General features: G+C 45.0%; 15 protein-coding genes, 1 pseudogene and 2 riboswitches. Of the genes and pseudogenes, 10 read left to right on the top strand and 6 right to left on the bottom strand.

Going from position 1 to position 22882, the window contains the following annotated elements; all coding sequences use genetic code 11:
• The first annotated feature begins 166 nt into the window (after window positions 1-166).
• The 5 genes from ACYCSE_RS03030 to ACYCSE_RS03050 all read left to right on the top strand — a co-directional run bounded on the left by ACYCSE_RS03030 (window position 167) and on the right by ACYCSE_RS03050 (window position 6208).
• Window positions 167-1648 carry a PTS transporter subunit EIIC gene (locus tag ACYCSE_RS03030; protein ID WP_250260567.1) on the top strand — a complete coding sequence of 494 codons (1482 nt, stop codon included), beginning with the start codon at window positions 167-169 and terminating at the stop codon, window positions 1646-1648.
• 197 nt (window positions 1649-1845) lie between these two features.
• The gene (locus tag ACYCSE_RS03035; protein ID WP_459701304.1) at window positions 1846-3129 is read left to right on the top strand and encodes an ABC transporter substrate-binding protein; all 1284 of its coding nucleotides are present in this window, start codon (window positions 1846-1848) and stop codon (window positions 3127-3129) included.
• Window positions 3130-3161: 32 nt separating this feature from the next.
• Window positions 3162-4037, top strand: a complete 876-nt coding sequence (locus tag ACYCSE_RS03040; RefSeq protein ID WP_165179212.1) for a carbohydrate ABC transporter permease — start codon at window positions 3162-3164, stop codon at window positions 4035-4037.
• Between the two features lie 22 nt (window positions 4038-4059).
• On the top strand, window positions 4060-4887 hold the full coding sequence (locus ACYCSE_RS03045) for a carbohydrate ABC transporter permease (protein ID WP_250260565.1): 828 nt from the start codon (window positions 4060-4062) through the stop codon (window positions 4885-4887).
• Between the two features lie 148 nt (window positions 4888-5035).
• Window positions 5036-6208 (top strand): iron-containing alcohol dehydrogenase, encoded by a 1173-nt coding sequence (locus ACYCSE_RS03050; RefSeq protein WP_459701307.1) that lies wholly within the window; start codon window positions 5036-5038, stop codon window positions 6206-6208.
• 57 nt (window positions 6209-6265) lie between these two features.
• On the opposite strand, the gene ACYCSE_RS03055 is transcribed toward ACYCSE_RS03050, so the two are convergent.
• Together ACYCSE_RS03055 and ACYCSE_RS03060 are read right to left on the bottom strand one after the other, a co-directional pair.
• A complete protein-coding gene (locus ACYCSE_RS03055; protein ID WP_235308583.1) occupies window positions 6266-7684 on the bottom strand; it encodes an alanine/glycine:cation symporter family protein in 1419 nt (472 codons plus the stop codon).
• A gap of 159 nt (window positions 7685-7843) precedes the next feature.
• A riboswitch (glycine riboswitch) is annotated at window positions 7844-7938 on the bottom strand.
• An 18-nt stretch (window positions 7939-7956) separates the two neighbouring features.
• Window positions 7957-8033: riboswitch (glycine riboswitch) on the bottom strand.
• Window positions 8034-8198: 165 nt separating this feature from the next.
• Window positions 8199-8830, bottom strand: a pseudogene (locus tag ACYCSE_RS03060) (glycoside hydrolase family 1 protein); the annotation flags it as partial.
• A gap of 136 nt (window positions 8831-8966) precedes the next feature.
• Between ACYCSE_RS03060 and ACYCSE_RS03065 the strand changes: the two are divergent.
• The 4 genes from ACYCSE_RS03065 (at window position 8967) to ACYCSE_RS03080 (ending at window position 13758) form a co-directional block, all read left to right on the top strand.
• Window positions 8967-9938 (top strand): LacI family DNA-binding transcriptional regulator, encoded by a 972-nt coding sequence (locus tag ACYCSE_RS03065; RefSeq protein ID WP_459701309.1) that lies wholly within the window; start codon window positions 8967-8969, stop codon window positions 9936-9938.
• Window positions 9939-10171: 233 nt separating this feature from the next.
• The gene (licT, locus tag ACYCSE_RS03070) at window positions 10172-11014 is read left to right on the top strand and encodes a BglG family transcription antiterminator LicT (protein WP_452567400.1); all 843 of its coding nucleotides are present in this window, start codon (window positions 10172-10174) and stop codon (window positions 11012-11014) included.
• 233 nt (window positions 11015-11247) lie between these two features.
• On the top strand, window positions 11248-13104 hold the full coding sequence (locus ACYCSE_RS03075; protein WP_459701311.1) for a beta-glucoside-specific PTS transporter subunit IIABC: 1857 nt from the start codon (window positions 11248-11250) through the stop codon (window positions 13102-13104).
• Between the two features lie 138 nt (window positions 13105-13242).
• Entirely contained in the window at window positions 13243-13758 is a 516-nt protein-coding gene (locus tag ACYCSE_RS03080) for a thioredoxin family protein (RefSeq protein ID WP_459701313.1), read from the top strand.
• 196 nt (window positions 13759-13954) lie between these two features.
• Here ACYCSE_RS03080 and ACYCSE_RS03085 read toward each other — a convergent pair whose 3' ends face one another.
• Window positions 13955-15313, bottom strand: a complete 1359-nt coding sequence (locus ACYCSE_RS03085; protein ID WP_459702469.1) for a sugar phosphate nucleotidyltransferase — start codon at window positions 15311-15313, stop codon at window positions 13955-13957.
• A gap of 160 nt (window positions 15314-15473) precedes the next feature.
• On the opposite strand from ACYCSE_RS03085, the gene ACYCSE_RS03090 reads away from it, so the two are divergent.
• Window positions 15474-16169 carry a response regulator transcription factor gene (locus ACYCSE_RS03090; RefSeq protein ID WP_061828838.1) on the top strand — a complete coding sequence of 232 codons (696 nt, stop codon included), beginning with the start codon at window positions 15474-15476 and terminating at the stop codon, window positions 16167-16169.
• Window positions 16170-16211: 42 nt separating this feature from the next.
• Here the strand turns inward: ACYCSE_RS03090 and ACYCSE_RS03095 are convergent, their stop codons facing one another.
• From ACYCSE_RS03095 to ACYCSE_RS03105, 3 genes are read right to left on the bottom strand one after another with little or no spacing between them, the layout of a single operon-like run.
• Entirely contained in the window at window positions 16212-20642 is a 4431-nt protein-coding gene (locus ACYCSE_RS03095; RefSeq protein WP_459701316.1) for a hypothetical protein, read from the bottom strand.
• A 50-nt stretch (window positions 20643-20692) separates the two neighbouring features.
• Entirely contained in the window at window positions 20693-22426 is a 1734-nt protein-coding gene (locus ACYCSE_RS03100) for an ATP-binding protein (RefSeq protein ID WP_459701318.1), read from the bottom strand.
• Complete coding sequence (locus ACYCSE_RS03105; protein WP_235308568.1) at window positions 22423-22872, bottom strand: hypothetical protein; 450 nt, start codon at window positions 22870-22872, stop codon at window positions 22423-22425. The genes ACYCSE_RS03100 and ACYCSE_RS03105 overlap by 4 nt, the downstream gene beginning before the upstream one ends.
• Window positions 22873-22882: the final 10 nt, after the last annotated feature.

The raw sequence follows: 22882 nt of genomic DNA on the forward strand, positions 1-22882 counted from the left end.
TATAAGCATGTAAGCGATGTCAACTGCGGATTTACGTTTTTTCATAGCTTAAAATAATCGTTGACCATGTTAGATTCTCCGATTTATGATGTGAAAAAATGGTTTAATGTGAGGATTTCAGGATGAATACGACACTCCCAAACTCGATGAAGAAGGGAAGAATGTTATGCTGAAATTTCTGCAAAAAATCGGCAAGTCGTTAATGCTTCCAGTAGCCACTCTACCCGCTGCAGGGATCTTGCAAGGATTAGCTCTGATTAATTATGAAACGGATATACCACTTGGTCCCGGAGTTGGCGGATTTCTGAATCATTATATCACTCCTTTTCTGAACGAGGGGGCGGGGGCCATCTTCGGTAACCTTGCGCTCATTTTCTCCATTGGTGTTGCCATTGGTCTGGCAGGCGACGCAGTAGCCGCATTATCGGCAGTCATTGCCTATATGGTGCTGACCCGTATTTTGGCGGCAGTGCCGGGTATATTTGCATATATTCCAGACGACGTCAAGCTGGACATGGGCGTATTGGGGGGTATTTTTATCGGTGGATGGTCTGCTTTTCTGTTTAAAAAATATCACAATATTCAACTTCCAGATTGGCTTGGCTTCTTCTCAGGCAAACGCTTTGTCCCCATGATCACCGCCTTTACGACCATGATTCTGGCCATTCTGCTCGGTATGATCTGGAGTCCGGTACAAGATGGGATTGCAGTCTTCGGCAACTGGATTGTCGGCTTTGGCGGAATCGGATCAATGGTATTCATGATTGCCAATCGGCTGCTGATCCCGCTCGGTTTGCATCATGTGTTGAACTCGATCGCATGGTTTCAAATTGGTGACTACACCAATGCTGCCGGTGAGGTCGTTCATGGTGACCTGACGCGTTTTTTTGCAGGCGATACATCGGCAGGTATATTCATGTCCGGCTTCTTCCCCATTATGATGTTCGCGCTGCCAGCAGCAGCCCTCGCATTCATCCATACCGCCAAACCGGAAAAACGTAAAGCCGTCGCTTCCATCTTCATCGGTTCTGCGCTGGCATCGTTCCTGACCGGAATTACCGAGCCCCTCGAATTTTCGTTTATGTTCATTGCACCATTGCTTTACGGCGTTCATGCTCTGCTGACAGGCCTGAGTGGCCTGGTCGTATACCTACTGGATGTCAAACTTGGCTTTTCTTTTTCAGCAGGACTCATTGACTATTTGGTCAATATGAAACTCTCCACCCACCCATTGCGAATGATTCCGGTCGGGCTTGTGTTCGCCCTCATCTATTACTTTCTGTTCCGATTTATCATTCTCAAATTCAACCTAAAAACTCCTGGGCGTGAAGATGATGTAGAAGACAGTCTCCTGTCTGAGGTTAACGAAACTATATCCGATGGAAAGGCAAGCACCACATCCGACACTCAATCCAGTCAGGCAGGCAGAATACTAACCTATCTCGGCGGTACGGACAATATCCAAAGCATTGATGCCTGCATCACGCGGCTGCGTCTTGTCGTCAAAGACGACAAAGCGGTTAACGATCAAGCTCTCAAGCAGCTCGGAGCGTCGGGAATCATCAGGCTTGGTAATGGTACCCTGCAGGTTATTTTCGGGACTCGGTCCGAAATTCTGAAAGATGAAATACAGCGGTTGATGTCATAGGCTGAATCCCTAACTTAAACACGTGCGTTCTTCATATAACAGACGCGCGTGCTTTTTTTTAGTAATAAACGTTTCAAATTTTTTGTTTTTGGTTAAGGCAATGCACATAAATGGGTAACAGCTTCATATGATGGAGCTAAACCATTTACAACTTGTTTAGCAGGCAGATTATCTCAGACAGCAAGGAGGGAAATGATGTGAAGACAGTACAATGGCTGGTACTATGTCTTGCTTTTTTCACGATGTTCAGTGCTTGTAGTGAACCCTCGTCCTCTGAAAGTCAATCATCTGAAACTAATTTGTCAAACGGAAAAAAGATAACGCTTACATTATGGTACTGGAACCGTTCAATTGACGATGAACTACTCGCCCAGGCGGAAAAACAATTTCCCAACATTGAATTAAAAACTCAAAAAATAGGCGGTGACTTCAAAGCCAAACTGAAGACAACGCTCGCAGCTCGTTCCGGTGAACCAGACATCGTAGCTCTGAACGATTGGATGGTGGAGCTGTTCCCCAGTGCGGATCGTTTTTATGACTTAAGGGAACTCGGAGCAGACCGCTTGAAGGATCAATATTTGGAATGGAAATGGAATCAAGGGATCACTCCTGATGGTAAAATGATTGCATTTCCCATGGATACTGGGCCTACCGCCCTCTTCTACCGAAGTGATCTGTTTGCACAAGCAGGCTTGCCTAGTGATCCTGAAAAGGTTAGTGCCTCCATCCGCACCTGGGATGATTACATGGCTGCCGGAGAACAACTTCAGCAGAAATTCGGAAGCCGTTCATTTTTGGCTGATAATATTGTAAACGTTTACAATCAAGTACTCGCTCAGCACACAAACCTTTACTTCAAGCCGGATGGCAGCTATATCGGCAATCAATCTCCTGACATCCGTCTGGGCTGGAAAACCGCTGTCGATTTCCACAAGAAGCATCTGCTCGCCAATGCGGATGGCTGGACTCCCGAATGGAACGCTTCGGTCAATAACGGCAAAATTGCCTCTTTTGTAGGGGCTATCTGGATGAAGCAAGTTCTCACAGAGGCCGCGCCGGATACAGCGGGCAAATGGAGAGTCGCCCGTGCTCCTGGAGGAGACGGCAACCTGGGTGGTTCTTTCATTTCTATCCTCAAATCCAGCAAACATCCCAAAGAAGCCTTTGAAGTCCTGACCTGGCTGCAAAACCCGGAACACCAGCTGGAAGCCTACCACAAAATCGGACTGTTCCCGTCCACTCCCGGCGTCTATAACGATCCTATCATGGGGACACCCGAGCCTTTCTTTGGTGGTCAGGCCACCGGACTCATCTTTGCCACCTCCGCACGTCATGTGAAAAGCAGCTATTTCGGCGAGCGCTATCCTGTCATCCACGGCATTGTGACTCGTCGCCTTGCTAATGTCGCCAAGCAGGATGCCAATTCCGATGTATTATGGACGGAAACCATGGATCGAATCGAACGAGAATTACAGCGGTAAAAAACAAAATTCAAAAAAGGCGTGTGGACATTATGCTGAGAGAAATCTGGAAGCACCGTGCCGTTTATGCTGCGATCTCGCCGTTTTATCTGCTGTTTGGCATCTTTGGACTGTTTCCGATTGGCTTTTCATTATATCTAGCGTTTCACAAATGGGACGGGATCGGGGACATGACCTACAACGGCTGGGGCAACTTTCGCTACCTTGTGACAGACAATGAATTTTGGCAGGCTGTAGGCAACACCTTTGTGATCTGGGTGTATGCAACGATTCCCATGCTATTCTTCGCACTGATTATTGCCTTTCTGCTTTATGCCCCTTTTGTGAAAATGCGCACCTTATGGCGAGTTGGATTCTTCCTGCCCAATGTGACATCTATTGTGGCTGTTGCCATCATATTTGGTGCCTTATTTGCCAACAATTTTGGATTTCTCAACTACCTTCTGCAACTCTTGGGACTACCCATGGTTCAATGGTTGAATGTGCCATGGGGTATCCAAATTGCCATTTCTTCTATGGTCGTATGGAGATGGATGGGCTATAACGCAATCATCTATTTGGCCGGACTCCAGAGTATTCCGCATGTGCTGTATGAGGCCGCCAAAATAGACGGGGCAACCGGAGCGCAAGCTTTTTTCCGCATCACTATCCCCATGCTGCGCCCAGTCATTCTGTTTACGGTCATTACGTCCACCATCGGCGGTATGCAGCTCTTCACCGAGCCACAGGTCCTGGTCGGTAATGACGGCGGTTCCGGGGCAAGTGGCATGACCATCGTTTTATACCTGTACCGCGAGTCGTTCATTAACAACTATTTTGGATATGGTGCAGCCGTCGGATGGGGCATGTTCCTCATCATTGCTCTATTCTCCATCATAAACTGGAAACTCGTTCAAGGTAAAAAATAACGATGGGAAGGAGCTTCACAACATGATGCAGACACGCGCAAAATCCTTTGTTTTATATGCCGGATTGTTGGTGGGAATCATCCTGTCGATGTTTCCATTTTACTGGCTGATCGTCATGGCAACTCGTACCACTTCAGACATCTACCGTTTTCCACCGCAATTGTGGTTTGGCAGCCACTTCTTGGATAACATAACGAGAGTATTACAGCAGATTAATTTTGTCGGAGCCTTTTTTAATACCCTTTTTGTAGCCAGTTCTGTTACCCTATTGGTTCTGTTTTTCGATTCACTGGCAGGTTTTGCATTCGCCAAGTTTGATTTTCCGGGCAAAAAAGTGCTATTTATCGTTCTGCTAGCTACAATGATGGTCCCTTCACAACTTTCGCTTGTCCCCTCCTTTGTCATGATGGCCTCCTTTGGATGGGTAGGTACGTTCAAAGCGCTTATCATCCCGGGGATGGTAAATGCCTTCGGCATTTTCTGGATTCGTCAATATGCGGAAGAATCCATCCCAAAGGAGCTGCTGGATGCGGGCCGGATGGACGGATGCAGCTTTTTTCGACTGTACTTGAATGTAGCACTGCCTATTCTACGTCCTGCGTTCGCTTTTCTCGGCGCGTTTACCTTTATAGGAGCTTGGAATGATTATTTATGGCCGCTAATCGTCTTAACGGATGAGCGTAAATTCACGCTCCAGATTGCACTGTCACAATTGAACGGAATTTACAATACGGATTATGCGATGGTCATTGCGGGCACCCTGCTGGCTGTACTGCCACTTATTATTTTGTTTCTTTTCATTAGCCGCCAGTTTATTTCCGATCTTGCCGCTGGAGCGGTCAAAGATTAGATTTACTTGAATTCCCTTATTCATTTCATGTATAATGGTTAATCGTCATTTCAAATAGCTTACATGATGAAGTTAGGTATCCAACAGGCAATCAGGTTAAGCGATTTACGATTTGAACATGAACTATGAACTGAGGGGAACTTTCCAGATGAACAAATTCACATATTATAACCCCACCAAATTAATATTTGGAGACAATCAAATTGGAGAACTGCAGCAGGAGCTGCTGAATTATGGCAAAAATATTTTACTGATATACGGAGGCGGAAGTGTCAAGCGAAATGGTCTGTATGACCAGGTATTAAACGCGTTAGAGCCGCTACATCTTAACATTCATGAATTGTCCGGCGTAGAGCCGAATCCGCGCTTGTCCACCGTTAAGAAGGGCATCGACATTTGCCGAAATGAAAACATCGACTTCTTACTTGCAGTAGGCGGCGGAAGCGTTATTGATTGCACCAAAGCCATCGCAGCAGGGGCTAAATATGACGGCGATGTGTGGGATATTATCAACAAAAAGCACATGCCGACCGAGGCTCTACCATTCGGCACCATCCTCACACTCGCCGCCACCGGTTCAGAAATGAATCCGGATTCTGTCATCACCAACTGGGAAACGAACGAAAAATACGTATGGGGCAGCGCGGTGACGCATCCGAAATTTTCGATTCTGGACCCAAAAAACACCTTCTCTGTGCCACGTGATCAGACGGTATATGGCATGGTGGATATGATGAGCCATGTGTTTGAACAGTATTTTCACAATGTTAAAAATACACCGTTGCAAGATCGTATGTGCTTTTCCGTGCTGCAAACCGTGATCGAAACTGCACCTAAACTGCTAGAGGATTTGCACAACTACGAGCATCGTGAAACGATTTTATATGCCGGAACGATTGCTCTTAACGGAACACTGCAAATGGGCTACTTCGGGGACTGGGCTTCGCATACGATTGAACATGCATTATCCGCTGTATATGATATTCCTCATGCTGGCGGTCTGGCAATTCTGTTTCCCAACTGGATGAGACATACAGTGGATCAGGATGCTGCACGCATGAAGCGGCTGATGCTCAGCATGTTTGACTTAGACACCGTAGGTAAAACAGATAGAGAAATCGCCTTGGAAGGTATTGACCGTCTTAGTGCATTCTGGACAAGTCTCGGTGCCCCTTCTACGCTGGCCGATTACAATATTAATGATGAGCAATTGGAAAAAATCGCGGACATTGCAGACCGTGAAATGGAGTACGGAGGATTTGGTAATTATAAAAAGCTGAATCAAGAAGATATTTTAGCTATTTTGCGTGCATCGTTGTAACATTCAAAAGGGAGTGTCCTCAAGCCTGTGATGGCTGAGGGCACTCCCTTTTGGAATTTATGAATTAACCGTTTGTCCCTTTTCTTCTACTTGAATAGCAGCCCCTACATTGGCACCTGCAAGAATGCCCTTTTTCTTATTAGGATACAGAGAATCCATATAGGTTCGGGTTTCTGCAACTACGATTCCCGATAAGCCAAGCAGTGCAATCAGATTCGGGAAAGCCATCATTGCGTTAAAGATATCTGCCAGCAGCCAAATGGCTTCCAACTTGATGAACGCACCTCCTGCTACAAGTGCGATGAACAGATAACGGTATGGTTTAATCCATTTGACACCCAGTAAATATTCAACACAACGTTCTCCGTAGTAATTCCAGCCAAGTATCGTTGTGAACGCAAATAAAATAAGGCTAATCGTCACGAGCTCTGCACCAGCCGGAAAGGCACTGGAAAACGCATGCTGGGTCATCAGACCTCCATCGTCATTTCCACTCCATATTCCCGTAACCAGCAACGTAAATCCCGTCAGATTACAAATAATCATCGTATCAATAAATACGCCTGTCATGGATATCAGCCCTTGTTCTGCAGGCCATTTCGTCTTAGCAGCTGCTGCTGCAATTGGCGCACTTCCCAAACCGGCTTCATTAGCAAAAATACCTCTGGCAACTCCGCTTCGCATCGCCAACATAATCGTCGCTCCGGCAAATCCACCCGTTGCAGATGTGGTCGAGAAGGCCCCTTGTAATACTAAAGCAATCGCATGAGGAAGCTCTCCTGCAAACTTAATGAGTACAATTAAGCAAACTACGATATAGAGCCCCGACATGAATGGAACAATCTTTGTGGATACCTTGGCAATACTTTTGAGTCCTCCAATCGTAACAACAGCCGTTAACACGGAAATAATGATCGCTGTAACTACCGTTGGCACTCCAAAGCTACTTTCCGTCGAAGAAACGATAGCCTTTACTTGCGGAAAAGTACCGATTCCAAATAGGGCTACAAGAACACCAGAAAAGGCAAACAACATCGCCAGCGGCTTGAAACGGCGGCCAAGTCCGTTTTCAATATAATACATCGGACCACCCGAAAATTGTCCGTTCCGGTCTTTAACACGGTATTTAACGGATAATAATCCTTCCGCATATTTGGTTGCCATCCCGAAAAAAGCTGCAACCAGCATCCAGAATAATGAACCGGGCCCACCCAGCTTGATTGCTGTCGCCACGCCAACAATACTTCCTGTACCTACAGTAGCTGCCAGTGCCGTACTCAATGCTCCGAAGCTGCTTACATCTCCACTACCTTCGTCCGGCGCTTTACCAATTAGCTTGAGCGCCAAAGGCAATCGAATAACCTGAAGCAGCTTCAAACGGATCGTTAGCCACAACCCCGTGCCCATTACGAGAATAAGAAGCGGCGCTCCCCATATCCAGCTGTCAATCGTTTCTAATACATGTACCAAATTCATTTCAACCCGCTCCTCCAGCATATTAGAAAACAAAAAAGAGTCAAATCAGCTGATTCGACTCCTGGAGAGGTTAAAGGCACGAAAAAATACAACCATCTTGTGCAGGTTACTACCTCTAATAGCTCATAAAAAAGCCTAGGGTATTCCCTGTCACAGGTTATTCGCGTCTCTGTCCTTTTGCCTGAGAGTTTAAGCAGATGTTCTCTGCGGTGCACCTTCGGCGCCCAATTAAGGGTCTCTCCAGAGTTCTGTCCGTTTACGGTCCCCGCTTGTTGCTGTAATCAGCCTAAGCACCTGAGAGTTTTGCCCCTTCGGTCGGAACTTTCGTTCCATCTCCCGCAAACATCAACCAGACATATGAAATTTTTATTCATTATACAGAAAACTTTCAGCTTATTACAAGTGAAAAGTTTGTGAAGCCCTCTGAAATATTATTATGTCTATCAAAAAAGCGGGTACAGCAAATTTCATCCTTAGGATGTCTTCTGCTATATCCGCCCGAGATGATATGGAATTACAATTCTTCACCATTGGTTGCTATCACATTTTTATACCAGTTAAATGAGTCCTTTTTGGAGCGTTTGAGCGTTCCGTTACCGTCATCATCCAGATCAACGTAAATAAATCCGTAGCGCTTGGACATTTCAGAAGTAGACATGCTCACAAGGTCGATAGGACCCCAGCTGGTGTAGCCAAGCAGATCAACACCGTCGGCAATCGCTTCCTTTATTTGGGCAATATGCTGACGCAAGTAATCAATGCGATACGTGTCATGCACAAAGGTCAATAACCACACCGCCACCGGTGAACGGGCTCATGGTCATTACATTGATTTCATTAAAGGTCAGCCAGTATTTTTACTTTATCCTTATAGCGTGTAAACACCGTTTCGGCATAATTTACGTAATGCTGTATGACTTCACGTCCCAGCCAACCATTATACTTCTGAGTCAGACCTAGCGGTGTTTCATAATGTGACAATGTTACCAGCGGTTCAATACCATACTTGCGCAGCTCATCAAATACATTGTCGTAGAATTGCAATCCTGCTTCATTCGGCTCGGCATCATAGCCATTCGGGAAAATCCGCGACCAGTGGATGGACATACGAAATACTTTAAAGCCCATTTCAGCGAACAATGCAACCTAACGATAACCGTTCTCCTTTGAAATGCATTGACAGATACTTTAAAATAGACGTAATGCCTTCATAAGTCATCCTAATCGTTGTAACGCGTTTCATGTCAAGAATTTATTTTTTTCTTATGTGAGGAGAAGCACCATGTCGAATCTTGATCAAATTGCAAAACTGGCGGGCTTTTCCAAAGCTACGGTATCCAGAGTATTAAATCAGTCCCCCCATGTTAGTCACGAAACAAGAACTAAAATTTTGAAAATCATGCAGGAATTAGATTATGTTCCTAATCGAAATGCCATTTCTCTATCTAAGGGTCAGACGCTTCAGATCGGTATCATTACTTCAACTATTAATGAAATTGTTCTCGCTTTTCTGGACAGCTTTGTGGAAGTAGCGGGCCAATATGAATTTCAAACCATTATTTATACTTCGGGAGAAGACAAAAAGAAAGAGCTTCAAGCCTTTGAGGATTTAAAAAGAAAAAGAGTCGATGCGCTGGTCATCATTTCCTGCGTGAATGACACTGATTTTTTGAGCACCTATTGCAAATATGGCCCGATCGTGTCGTGGCAACGAATGGAGCATACCGATATTCGCTCCGTCGCTATGGATCAGTATGAAGGATATATGTTAGCGCTCAAACATTTGATACAAAAAGGCTATACTCGTATAGCCAATGCTTTTGGCCGTCCGAGCAGTATTAATACCCATAGTAGACAACGAGCCTACGAACAGATCATGAGTGAGCACAATCTGCCAGTGTTGCAACACTGGAATCACTCTTCTATTTATAATATCCGTGATGGCGAACAGGTCGTACGGGATTTGTTACAGCATCCGGACGAATTTCCAGAGGCTATTTTATGTGCTAACGATTATGTAGCAGTGGGCATTCTCTGCGAAGCACGCAGACAAAAACTGAACGTACCGGAAGATCTGGCAATTGTTGGATTCGATAACACGGAGCTGGCGCATACGCTGGGGATTACAACGATTCAAAATCCTATCATGGCTCAAGCACAAAATGCCTTTTTCATGCTTTCCCCTCAGCTGATTGGACGCCAAATGAAGCTTCATTCGCTAGAGTACAGCCTCATTGAACGTACGACTACATAAGGTAACGATGTACTTGCAAATTAGGCAAAAGGGCCTTGATATGAAATATTTTTTGTCGAAAGAGAATAAAATATGTTGAAATCGCTTTTTTTTGTGCTACAATAGCACTATATCGAAGGATTGTGACCGGTGATGCGGGCAATGCCTGAGTTCAATTGAGTGCTATTGCTAACAATAGTATTGAATTGTGCTTAGGCATTTTTTATTGGTAAAGGATGGGAGGGGGAACTTCAATGATTATTGAGAAGGTGCTCAATAACAACGTCCTATTGACTAAAAACGATAAAGGCAAAGAGGTCATCGTGATGGGAAGAGGTATTTCCTTCAAAAAGGTGGCTGGCGATCAAGTCGATGATGATAAAATAGATAAGATTTTCATGTTAAATGAAAACGAGTTCACGGCCAAACTAACCGAGTTGCTGAACGATATTCCTGTATCTCATCTGGAGGTCGTGAATGAAATCGTAACCCATGCAACGGAAGTGTTGGATACGGAGTTAAGCGATAATATTTATTTAACGTTGACCGACCATATTCATTTTGCCATACAACGGCAAGAAAAAGGACTGGCACTCCAAAACGCGATGCTGTATGAAATTAAACGCTTTTACAAAAAAGAATTTGCAGTTGGGCTGGATGCTCTCCAAAAAATTGAAAATACGCTCGGAGTAAAATTAGGCGAAGATGAAGCGGGATTTATTGCATTGCATGTGGTGAATGCACGGATCGACGGTAACGAAATGAAATCCACACTGAAAATGACCGAGATTGTTCAACATATCTTGAACATTATTACGTATCATTACGGAATTGTGCTGGATGAGTCTTCTTTTAGCTACTCGAGATTTTTGACACATTTGCAATATTTTGCGATGCGAGTGATTCGCAAAGAAGTCATTCACAGTGGTGAAGAATTTTTGTATAACCAGGTAAAGCAGACGTATACCGAAGCTTTTGCTTGTGCCCAAAAGATCAATGAATATCTGGAAAAAACATACGATCAATATTTAAGCAAGGATGAATACGTATATCTAACTATCCATATTCATCGCGTAACTGAACGTAATAACATATAAGACTAACAACTTCATACCTTCATCGTTCATGGATTGTGACTGGTAAGGCAGGCAAAACCTAAACTGATGGTGAAATCGACGTTCCCTTATAGGAGAGAGTGCGTAGTTTTCACCACGAGTTTAGGTTTTTCTTGTTTACAAGTTTAAAAAGATGCACGCCGGCGTATCTTAGCAACAGCTGTAAACAGTAAAATCCTATCAGTAGCAAGAATAACCCATAAGGAGTTCTGAACATGAGTGATAAAGAACTATCTAAAAAAATAGTGACCCTCGTTGGTGGCGAAGAGAATGTCAATTCGGTATTCCATTGCGCTACACGCTTGAGATTTAAATTAAATGATCGTACAAAAGCAGACAAAGTCGCACTGGAAGCAACCCCTGGTGTCATTACAGTAGTGGAAAGCAGCGGCCAGTTTCAAGTGGTTATCGGCAACAATGTAGGTCAAGTGTTTGAGCATATGATGGCAGAAACAAATTTACAGGATGCTGACAATCCAAATGCGAAAAAGGAAGAGTCTTCCGAAAAAACGAATTTCCTTGGAAAAGCGGTCGATATCATTTCCAGCATTTTTTCTCCTCTTTTGGGAGCTCTTGCAGGGGCAGGTTTGCTCAAAGGGATTCTGGCATTAATTTTGTCGCTCCATTGGATTGATAATACAAGCGGTACGTATCTGATTCTGAACGCCGCTTCAGACAGTGTATTTTATTTCTTGCCTCTATTTCTGGCTATTACATCGTCCCGTAAATTTAAGACAAATGCCTTTGTATCTGTCGCAGTTGCTGGAGCCCTTGTCTACCCGGATGTTATTGCGGCGGTGGACAATCCGGCAAAACTGGCTTTTCTCGGGATTCCAATCATTTTAATTAAATACAGTTCCAGCGTAATCCCAATTATTCTCGCGGTATGGGTACAGTCCTATGTGGAGCGCTGGTTCAATTCCTTTATCCATCAATCGGTTAAAAACATTATCGTACCTATGCTATCACTACTGGTCGTTGTTCCGTTGACGTTTTTGGCCTTTGGTCCAGTCGGTAACCTGATCAGTCAGGGCTTGGCGAACGGTTTTACATGGGTATACAATTTAAGCCCATTGATCGCCGGAGCTGTTGCCGGAGCATTCTGGCAAGTATTTGTTATTTTCGGCGTACACTGGGGCTTTGTTCCTATCATGCTGTCCAATATTCAAACATTGGGTTATGACACGATGCTTCCGATGCTTACAGCAGCTGTACTTTCTCAAGCCGGTGCAACACTGGGGGTATTCCTGAAATCCCGTAACACCCAGATGAAGGCTTTGGCTGGTTCCTCTACACTGGCAGCTGTATTCGGGATTACTGAACCAACGATTTATGGTGTAACTTTGAAATTGAAAAAGCCTTTCATTTATGCTTGTATTTCCGGTGGTATTGGGGGCGCTATTATCGCTTCTGGCGGAGCGACTGCAAAATCCTTCTCCCTGCCTAGTTTACTGGCGTTGCCAACTTATTTTGGAACTGGATTCTTGTGGGTAGTCATCGGTTTGCTCGTTGCCTTTGTACTCGCAGTTGTGTTGGTTATGATTTTGGGCTTTGAAGATCCAAAAGAAGAAACTGCAAAAACAGAAGCTGCACCCGTAAAGAAAGAAGTGGCAATCGAAAAGGAAATTCTCGTAAGCCCACTGCAAGGTAAAGTATTGCCTTTGGAACAATCTTCTGATGTTGCTTTTGCTTCAGGTGCTATGGGGAAAGGAATCCTCATTGATCCTACAGAGGGTGTGCTGACATCTCCTGTCAATGGAACGATTACGACAGTATTCCCGACCGGACATGCAATCGGTATTACTTCCAATGACGGAGCAGAAATTCTGATTCACGTGGGTGTGAATACAGTGAAGCTGAAAGGACAATTCTTTGACAAGCGCGTCAAGGAAGGCGATGTGGTTAAGCAAGGACAACTATTGCTTGAATTTGATATCGAGCAAATTAAGGCGGCAGGCTATATTACAGCTACACCAATTATCGTAACAAATTCCGCTCAATACCTGGATGTGTTGAACACAATGGAAACTGAAGTGAAGCGTGAGGATTACTTGTTGACTGTTGTGGTCTAACGTTTTAATTATCAGACTAAAGAAGCTTTCCCAACAATGGAAAGCTTCTTTTTTTATACATAATGAGACAAGTGTTACAGCTAGAAATGGAAATATCATTTACTGTAAGTGTAAGATTGTAAAAAAAGGAGGATTTCTGTGAAAAAAGGATATATCGCCGGGTTAAGTGTCATTGTATTACTTATCATTGGTATCGCTATTTCAGCTGTAGCTAAATTTCAAGACCTAGAGCAGGTTGTTCAACAAAAAGACAAAGAAATCCAAGCGAGCAAAAGCAATTACCCGGAAATATATGACCACTTGAATGCGGTTACATTTGAAAATTTTAAGAGTTTAATTCAACAGGATCAAAGTGTACTTGTCTATGTCGGCAGACCCAGTTGTGGCGACTGCAACCGGTTTGAGCCTAACTTTAATAAGATGATTGAGCAGTATAATCTAGGCTCTAAAATTACTTTTTTGAACGTTCACAAAATCCATAAGAACAAGTCCCAATGGAATAAATTCAAAGAGAATTACAACATAAAATACACCCCCACCATTGCAGAATTCAGAAACGGCAAACTGGTTGATAAAATAGAATGGACACCTAAAAGAGACCTCAGTACGGACGCCGTAAAAGAGTGGCTGACTTCCAAGAAAATTATTTTATAAGTCTCTTTTCTATTCATCTTATTACAAACACAAAGAACTGTTTATGCAAAAAAAGGTATTCATGTCTATAATGCATGAATACCTTTTTTAGGAATGCACAGGTCATCTAAGCTCTAATAAAAAATAGTTCCTCCTACTCTTCACTGCCTTCTGATAAACCTCGTTCGTATCTATAAGTCCCTATAATGGTAGGCACTTATAGAGTATGGTCGTCAATCGAATCAGGAAATTCATATCGGATAATATCTGTTTCGGATACGATATGTCCGATTTGTGACTCAATGAATTCTAAATCTCCCTCTACTGCCCCTATAAAATGCTTTGTACCGGGTTCTACGACAATAACCTCACCTGGGCTGACTATCTGTGTCACGCCATTGATAGAGACACTTCCGGTTCCAGAAACTATGGTCCATACTTCTTTACGGTACTGGTGCTCATGATAGCTGATAAATCTTCCGTTCGATATGACCACGCGTTTGGTCACTGTCTGCAATCCACTTGCCGCCTGCTGATGGGATAATACAGTTTGCTTTCCCCAGAAGCGCTCCTCAAAACGCGGGCCGATTTCAATTTCCGCCACCATATCCTTAATTCCTGTTGACGACTGTCGGTCCGTAACCAGCACGCCATCTGGACCAGCAACGACGATAATGTCCGGGACATCCCAGATGCTAACCGGAATCTCCAGTTCATTGATGATATGCGAGTCATGTGAAGCTTCTGAAATATATCCCGGGCCACTTAGCTTCGAACTTACTTCCCGCACCAACGAATCCCATGTGCCCAAGTCTCTCCACTCTCCATGATATGGAAGCACGGAGAGCTTATGAGTATGCTCTACTACTGCAATATCGAAGCTAGTTTTAGGCAAGTCTGCATAATTTGTCGAAAGAGAATTGTAGTCGGCTGGTAAACCCATTTGCTCCAGAATATCCAACAAAAAGCCCAGTCTAAAAGCAAACACCCCGCAATTCCATAAGGCCCCTTCGCGGATCAACTCTTCTGAACGGATCAGATCCGGCTTTTCTACAAATGAACTAACTCTATAATATGGCTGGTCAAGTGAAGAAGAGGCTGAAGGCACAATATATCCGTATTTATCAGAGGGCTCCGTTGGAGCAGCCCCCATTAATGCGATATGGCTTCCTGATTGCTCTAATATTGAAGGAAGCCTGCGCAGATGTTCAAAAAATTCATCCCCCGCATACCCGTCCACAGGCATGACCCCTACGATCTCGTCGCGTGATGCACCTGCAACATCATGCAAGTAGGCCGTAGCCAGGGAAATGGCCGGGAAGGTATCCCGCTGAGTCGGCTCCTCAATGACTACAGCACCTCCGCCAATTTGCCCCCGGATCAGCTCGGCCTGAGTTCCACTCGTCGAAAAATAGGCCTCATCTGCCAAATTCGCGTCATCTAATTGCCTCCATATTCGTTGCAGCATACTTTCGGGCCGTTCGTCGTGACGTAGTATGGAAAGAAACTGCTTGGGACGGTTCACATTGGATAAGGGCCATAGACGTTTACCCGAACCTCCAGATAATAAAATCATTCGCAAAGATGCAACCTTCTTCCTGTAAATTAATATTTTTCTTACATTATAGGACTGTTCAATTTTCGCATTTCTGCCGAATACATAAGTATGTATTATCGTGGAAAATACATGATTATGCACTGCTATTGTATCTTTGTCTGTACAGGAGATGTCAGTCATGCCCATAAAAATACTCGTCATTGAAGATCAAAAAAGTTTGGCAGATATGATTGCTCTTCATCTTCAGGAGGAAGGCTATCATACCGAGCTTATTTATGACTCTAAACTTGCAATTCCTACACTTATGCGTTTTAAGCCGGATATTATTGTGACCGCTCTGATGTTTTCCGGTAAAGTCGAATGTGCGCTGATCAGCCAAATCCGCCAATTTACCACAGTCCCTATGCTGGTCATCTCTAATAACACCGTACTGAATATAAGAATAAAGGCTCTGGATGACGGAGCAGATGACTTCTTATGCAAGCCGTTCAGTCTGATAGAGTTAAATGCCCGCATCAAAGCCCTGCTGCGCCGCTGCGGCCGCAACATGCTCACTGAATCGCAAACGGTAACTCAAAAGATTAAAAAGGTAAGGATTTGGGTGAATGATTACCGTCATTGTCTGTTAGTCGATGACCAAGAAATAGAAGTTACTCAAATCGAATTTTCTATTATAAAAGAGATGTCCTGTTATCCAGGTAAAGTCTTTACCCGCAGTGAGCTGATGGATCGGATCAAAGGCGGAGATGGCGCTTATCTGGATCGCACTATCGACGTACATATTTCCAGCCTCCGCAAAAAAATAGAACGTGACCCTAAAAATCCTCAGCACATCCGTACTGTATGGGGCAGAGGCTACAAATATGAGATGTAGCCGTATCATGGCTACCCATTTCCCCACTGAGCAGCTTGCTTTTTATGGAAGCTTTCGCTTCTTCCATCGCCGATAAGGAAGAAAACAAGCTGCTCCACCCAGTATCCCTATGAGGAATAGCACCCAGCCGAAACGGTAGGCGGAAGCCAGAATAACGACGACTTTCCCGTTTCCGTTACCATCGGTAATGAATCCGGTAGTCACTCCATTGACGGACAGACGGGCTCGCTGATTTTCGCTACCCAGCCTGAACTCCCACAGTGGATTGGGTGATTCGGTCTCCCGGATCAGCACCTGCTCATGCGTTGGATTATATAGCGTAAAACTGCGTTCCATGGAATTTTCACGAGTAGCCTGAATGCTTTCCGAAGTGTGGGGAGCCATAAAAAAGGTATCCAAATCCGTTCCCTCAAACAACGTAAATTGATCCACAGTAATCATCGCTTGATAAGGGATGATGGAATATTGCTTCATTTGAAATAAGCCTGACTGCTTCTTGTGCGCGTGCGCCAAAATCTGAAACTGCATCAAGGCAGTTCCTGCCGGAGCCTTCACAATTTGATCGTAATGATTCCATTGTTCCTTATCTCTCTCCTCCACCTCATCAATATAGGAGGTTTGGAGAACCTGGGACGCTTTATTCAAAAAAATGACCTTCATATGCCGACTTCCAATTTGTTCTGATCGCGCATCCAACTGCACGGCATACTCTTGCAGCGGCTCTGCCTTCATTTTCTTGGACGCATAAATATTCCAGTCACAGGAATAGCTAGGTGCGTAACGGATAGACAGTCCTGTGTCCTTGATTGACAGATTCGTCTGCCCAGGTCGAATATCCGCCACACATCCGACATCCGTCGTGCTCAATGATTCCTTCGTATCCTCCCCAGGCATCACCGTCACTTCCTGCCCGCCCATTTGATGAATATCTCCAAAACGGCTCAATGACGGCACCTGACTATCCAGGACAAGGGTTAAGCGATACTTCCCCTTGGTTAGGAACAGATTTTTAAATTCGACTCGGCCATAGTCATTCAGCAGACCGGGAATCTGTATGATTTTCTTGGCAAAACCATCCTGATTGGGCACCGTTTCAATAACCTGCTTTTCGGATAAAGAGGTAGCAGGTAATCGCTTATACGACTCCCCCGTATGAATCGTTCTGGTCAACACCTCTCCAGTTTCTTCATTCGTCCACTTCATCGTTAATGACCCCTGGTACCCGGCGGGGAGATTAGCCAAAATAGCTGTGGCATAGGTTCCCGTTTTGGCGACTTCCACATCCCTGCTTAACGTCCCCTTCTGATAGCTGATCCCCCGCCCCATACTAAGTCTTGGTAAAGCACGTTCCGTCTGCACATTCCCTTGGGCGTTAAAATCGTTTTCTGCCTCCAAGGTGAAAAAGAGCTTGCCCCGCTTCAATGCCTGCTCCACGGGAAAAGATAGCTGATCTAGCTGGTCTGTAGGCACAATCGCAAATTGATTGACCGCATTAAAGCCTTGCAGGTTATTAACCGTGACCGAGGTATCTCCTTTGGGAAAGGCATGCACTCCCAGATCGATCCATTGGAATTGGTTTAAACCATCATCCTGAGTTTTGATATTAACCACTTTGTCCGGCAGCGTGACTTGCAATTTCCCGCCTGCCTTATTCATAAACACTCTAGCATATACATGCGAGGTTTGAGGTTGATCCAGTTTTTTGTGCATCGTAAACGTGTTAGGTTTGCTGTATTGCCCCAAATCACGCAGCTGGATATCATGAATCCACCAGTAATTTTTTTGCTGTGGACGCTGCAGGGTTAACAAATCCATTCGCATCCAATAGCTGCCTGGCGGCGAAACGTATTCTCCGTAAAATTTCACACTGTCAAAATTATATCCCTCCGAGGGCGCCACAACATAGCTAACCCCCAGCTCACGCATTTGCTTATCGTAAAATCTCATTTTTACATGCATTTTGTTCGTCCCGCGGCCGGAAACAGTGATTTGGAACTGATACGGATTATTTTCCTTGGCTTCCAGCAAACCCGATCTAGCGACCTGCCATATATTACTCGGGTCTCCCTTCATAATTTCGCCATGCAGAGTGGGCACATCATTCAATTCCTCACGGGGATTGGCCTGTACACTGAACAACTGCGGATTATCCGGCTTGAAGAAGGTTTCGGTCCGCAACATGGAATCAAAGTCCACGACCGTCTTCCCTTCGATGCTGCTCATCTGATACGGGGCCACATCCAGCTTCTTACTGGCAAAGGTAACCGCAATTCCTGCATCCATTTCCATATCGAACGGAAAGTTCCGTATATTTTGGGAGGATAAATACCATAACCAATCGTTGGTCGAGGCAAAGGTTTTGGACCATTTTAAAAAGGCATTACCATCCTCAATGGCATCAAAAGGCCGTAAGTAATCCTCTGCTGGAAGCTGTGACAACAGCAAGTCATTAAAGGACGCCGCTTCCACATAATCCCCTTTGTTAATCGTCTGGATGGTTTTTAGCTCAGGCCTTAACGCACTGAACAGCACTCCAAAGCGGTTAAAATCAAAACCAGGCAGATGACTGTAGCTCTCCAGTCGGCTAAAACCGTAAGGTGTTACAATTTTACTCGCAAGGATGTTCATATAGGGCGGTGTCTGATCGAGATTGAATATGGAAAATAGCCCGTTTTGGTACGTACGTTTCAGCCCGGTCTGACCTTCCAGCTGAGACAGGTGGAAATCCTGGCGCTTCTCCTGTCCCTCATATTCGTCATGGTAGACCAACTGGTTGACCCCAAAGGTAGAGAACAACCAGCCTAATCGGGAGCTTAATCCATTGTCCATGACATACTGCAGAAAATTCATATAGTATGTAATGCCGGGATCATTGCCCTCATGATGAAAGATCGTATTTTTAGGAGAAGAGTATACCTGAAAATCTCCGGTTGCCTTCTCGTTTGCGGTCTTCCCTTTATTCCATTTGGGCGTGGCTACTCCGTTATAGCTCTGAATCATATTGTCAGCAATCGGAAAGTACAATGCCTTGCTATCGAAACGATCCGGGTCAGTCAGCTTTTCAGCCATTTGACTATAAGCCTCCGGCACTTGTACCGGCTTGTAGTACCCCTCTATGAACTGAGTACGCAAGGGAGCAAAATATACCCCGAGGCACAAGACGACGATAACAACCGCCAGCCTTTTATATACACGCTGCAACGGGGATGATCCGAACCATTCCATAAATTGAATGACGCCAAAGGTCAGCAACACCCCGAAATTAAGGGCAATCAGTCCAATAAATTTGTTAGGATCACGGAAAACCGAACCAATTACAGGAGTTTTCGTAACCAAAATGACAAACCACTTGGCAATGGACGGAAACGTCGTCCCGGTAGCTGCAACCAGAAACAGCAGCGTAAGTAGCGAGAAGATCAGAATAATCGGATTTTTATGTGAACGTGTCACCATCGCATACCCGATCAATAGCAACAAAAATCCCCCTCCTACATAAAACATGCTAGGCAGTGAGGACAAGGAAAACATGGGCCACCAATAGCTCAGTAAATAACCTACGTTATATAAACTGCTGTTGCGGCTGAACAGAGACAACGTATCCACGACGTTGATATTATGCTGAGACGCTTGAGCGTCCATCAACATGCTACCGACATATAGAGACAACCAATAAAAACTGAGCAGACCAAAAAAGACGCCAAAAATGATCCCTTTACGCAAAAAATTGCCGTATAACGGCTGCAAATAGCTGCGACCAGCCTTACGGTGGGTCCAGGTTAGTTTGATCAATAGCAACAAGGTGAACAATCCCAAATAAATCATGCCAAAGAAAAAATAATGAATGGCCGCAGCACTAACGGTGAATACCGCAGCCAACAGGAACAGGTCGATCCAGTTCCGTTGATACAGCTTGTGGGGATGATAGTTTTTTATTTGTTGAATTTGAAACTTGGGGTCCACCGCACTAAAGAAGAATCGCAGCATTAACGGAAACAAACTATATCCACAGAGCAAATAAATATGCTGAATGCGGAAAATAACCCACGGATTCAGCGCATAAAACAACGAGCCGACCATGATGGCAAAAATACGTGTCTTCGTAAAGCTTGGTGAATAATACACACTGACCAGTCGCTTGGCAAAGGCATACATCGAAAATGCCGAAACAAATAACAAGCCTGTAATAAACGACTTGAGCAAGACCGGGCCGCTTTCGTCAAATAAGAGTGACAGTCCATAGAAGGGCAAGATGTACAGGATACGTGGAGCATTGAACAAGGTCGAGGTAGACCATCGCTCGTTCCATACTCCGGTTATTTCCTCCAGATACCGATGAGAGGTGGCTCCAAAAGCAATGTCGCTAAACACAATTTGCCCTGGTCCATAGATGGGTGCAAGATATGCAACAATCGCAATCAGCATCAACATCATTGCCGCCATATCGTAGCGGTAGCGAAATATCCATTTTTTCATGCTTGTCCCCCTCTCTTGAACTTCTCGTATATCTGTCGGTTATCTTGGGCCTATCTTCTCAAACGAACGATTGCCTGCAAGCCCTGATCGGTATTACGCAGCTTTAAACGACCACCTATGGTCTTCAGGTATGCATCCATATGATACAGGCTGAACGCATGCTCCTGCGAGTTTTGGGAATAGTCTGGCTGGAAATAGCTCCAACGCATTTTATCATCAATCCCGCCGCCCGTGTCTTCAATGTTAATAATAATTTCTCCTTCTTCCAGCCGTGAGCTAACCTTAAGCACTTGAGATTGCCGCTTGGACCGCAGACCTGTTCGGCCCTTATCCTGATTCTCAGGCTGCTCCCCACCTTGGCCCATGGCCTGCACTGCATTTTCCAGCAGCCCCTGAATCGTTTTGTACAGCATGGGTGCTTGTGCTGCAATGGATGGAACAGGCTCTTGCCGCAAGATCACTTGAATGTTCTTCATGTTCAATGAACGGTTCGCCCATTTCAGCGACTCAGACAATACTTCATTCATATCTGTAAAGCTAATTCCACTATTATCATGCATCTTCTCTTCCAGCTCATCGCGCAAGCTACGAACTCCCGTCAGTAACTCTCCTAGTGAGGATTCCTGTCTGAGACGACCCTGGATGAAATTTTCATTCAACTCGCGAAAATACTCCAGTTCCTCATGCGAGGCTCCTTTTCCCTGACTCGAAGCCGCTTCAAAGCGGTTTGCTAGATCATGATAAAATCCCAGCAGCTTCAAATCGTCGCCGCCCGTGAGACGGCTAGTCTGCTCTTGCAGCTCTTGTAGTTGCTGCTCAATCGTCTGCATTAACGGCAAATAATAGGTGTCCTGCTGTTGTCGCATATCTTCATCTCGCCGTTGGTCACGCACCTGATTGTTCACGATGGCATCCTTTACAATCCGTTTGCGGAACTGTACGAGCATGGCCCACAGAATGAACAATATCAGAACCATGGCCATCCATAACTGTTTGCGAAAGGAGCTGATTCGCTGAGCTGTATCCTCACTGACATCCTTAACCGATATGTAAAGGGCCTCTTCCCCAATGCGGCTGAATCCTATTCCGTGTTTCTCTCCGCCATCTTCGATGATACCTGTATTGCCTTCCAGCAGCCTACGGGTTACGCCCGTGATGTCCGTTCGGTTAATATCCGAAGTACTTCGGGAAGCTACGACCTTAAATTGACCGTTATAAAATAAAGTCTCATGCTGGTTAATCGGTTTACTTTTAATAATCCCGCTGAGCATATCAGCGTCAACCGTGCGCACCATAAAACCGCCCATCTGCGCCCCTTGAATCCTGCATGCTATATACTGGGCAGGCTGATGATCCTCTGTCACAAAAGAGCTTACTGCACAACCATTTTGCAGCCATTTAATCTGCTGGACTACACTTTTCATCTCACGATTGTCTCGTCCGACCATCACATGATACTGCTCATCCAGCACATAAAAGGCCCCGCTTTCACGCTTAAAACCCTCAGGATACTGGCGTGTTCCCTGATTCAGCATATCTCTGCCCAGACTGGACGACAGCTCCTTCAGTTCAGCCTGCCATGCGGCATAACGCTCGGTTATGCTGCTAGAAAGTTCCTGTACCTCATACTGGAGCTGTTCGTTCTGAATCTCCGCCAAGTGAACACTGAATTGTCGCACGACAAACCATTGAAGCACAGCGGCCAAAAACACTGTCACACCCAGAACGATCAGGTACAGGATCAGCTTTTGCCAACCTGGTTTCAACAAAGCCCATTGTTTCATGCTTTCCTGTCCCCTCCATTTTGTTCAAGACGGCTCAAAATAGCCTGCATCAGGCATTCCAGCTCGTAGCTGACCAGCGGTAGCCGTGCGCACAGCAACCGGGGAGTGCGACGCTGGAGGGCAGCAAACCTTGCAGCGGTTTCCGTTGCACCGTCCGTCAGTAGGATCAACTCGCATGTTTTTGCGATATATAAGCGATCCAGCTCTTCCTCGCCGTATTCTCGCAGATCAACAACGTAAATATCATGACGATCGTCCATATGCTGAAGTGCGCTGGAGACAGCCAGGGTCACTCCTGTATGCCGTGCAGCATGATACTGATGAAGGAGACGCATACCTTTTTCCCAGAGGGCATGTTCAGCCGAATCAAATCGTTCACAAAAAAGACGCAACGCCCGTTCTGTATTGACATCTTTCAAAAATGCCAAAACGCTGATATTATACATGTAGTTCCTC

It is taken from the genome of Paenibacillus sp. SEL1 (assembly GCF_054602535.1).

Excerpts from the sequence above, each read along its gene's own strand:
- ACYCSE_RS03085 (WP_459702469.1), bottom strand. The coding sequence starts at position 15,313 with ATGATTTTATTATCTGGAGGTTCGGGTAAACGTCTATGGCCCTTATCC.
- ACYCSE_RS03065 (WP_459701309.1), top strand. The coding sequence starts at position 8,967 with ATGTCGAATCTTGATCAAATTGCAAAACTGGCGGGCTTTTCCAAAGCT.
- ACYCSE_RS03090 (WP_061828838.1), top strand. The coding sequence starts at position 15,474 with ATGCCCATAAAAATACTCGTCATTGAAGATCAAAAAAGTTTGGCAGAT.
- ACYCSE_RS03030 (WP_250260567.1), top strand. The coding sequence starts at position 167 with ATGCTGAAATTTCTGCAAAAAATCGGCAAGTCGTTAATGCTTCCAGTA.
- ACYCSE_RS03100 (WP_459701318.1), bottom strand. The coding sequence starts at position 22,426 with ATGAAACAATGGGCTTTGTTGAAACCAGGTTGGCAAAAGCTGATCCTG.
- ACYCSE_RS03055 (WP_235308583.1), bottom strand. The coding sequence starts at position 7,684 with ATGAATTTGGTACATGTATTAGAAACGATTGACAGCTGGATATGGGGA.
- ACYCSE_RS03040 (WP_165179212.1), top strand. The coding sequence starts at position 3,162 with ATGCTGAGAGAAATCTGGAAGCACCGTGCCGTTTATGCTGCGATCTCG.
- ACYCSE_RS03045 (WP_250260565.1), top strand. The coding sequence starts at position 4,060 with ATGATGCAGACACGCGCAAAATCCTTTGTTTTATATGCCGGATTGTTG.
- licT (WP_452567400.1), top strand. The coding sequence starts at position 10,172 with ATGATTATTGAGAAGGTGCTCAATAACAACGTCCTATTGACTAAAAAC.
- ACYCSE_RS03105 (WP_235308568.1), bottom strand. The coding sequence starts at position 22,872 with ATGTATAATATCAGCGTTTTGGCATTTTTGAAAGATGTCAATACAGAA.
- ACYCSE_RS03095 (WP_459701316.1), bottom strand. The coding sequence starts at position 20,642 with ATGAAAAAATGGATATTTCGCTACCGCTACGATATGGCGGCAATGATG.
- ACYCSE_RS03050 (WP_459701307.1), top strand. The coding sequence starts at position 5,036 with ATGAACAAATTCACATATTATAACCCCACCAAATTAATATTTGGAGAC.
- ACYCSE_RS03075 (WP_459701311.1), top strand. The coding sequence starts at position 11,248 with ATGAGTGATAAAGAACTATCTAAAAAAATAGTGACCCTCGTTGGTGGC.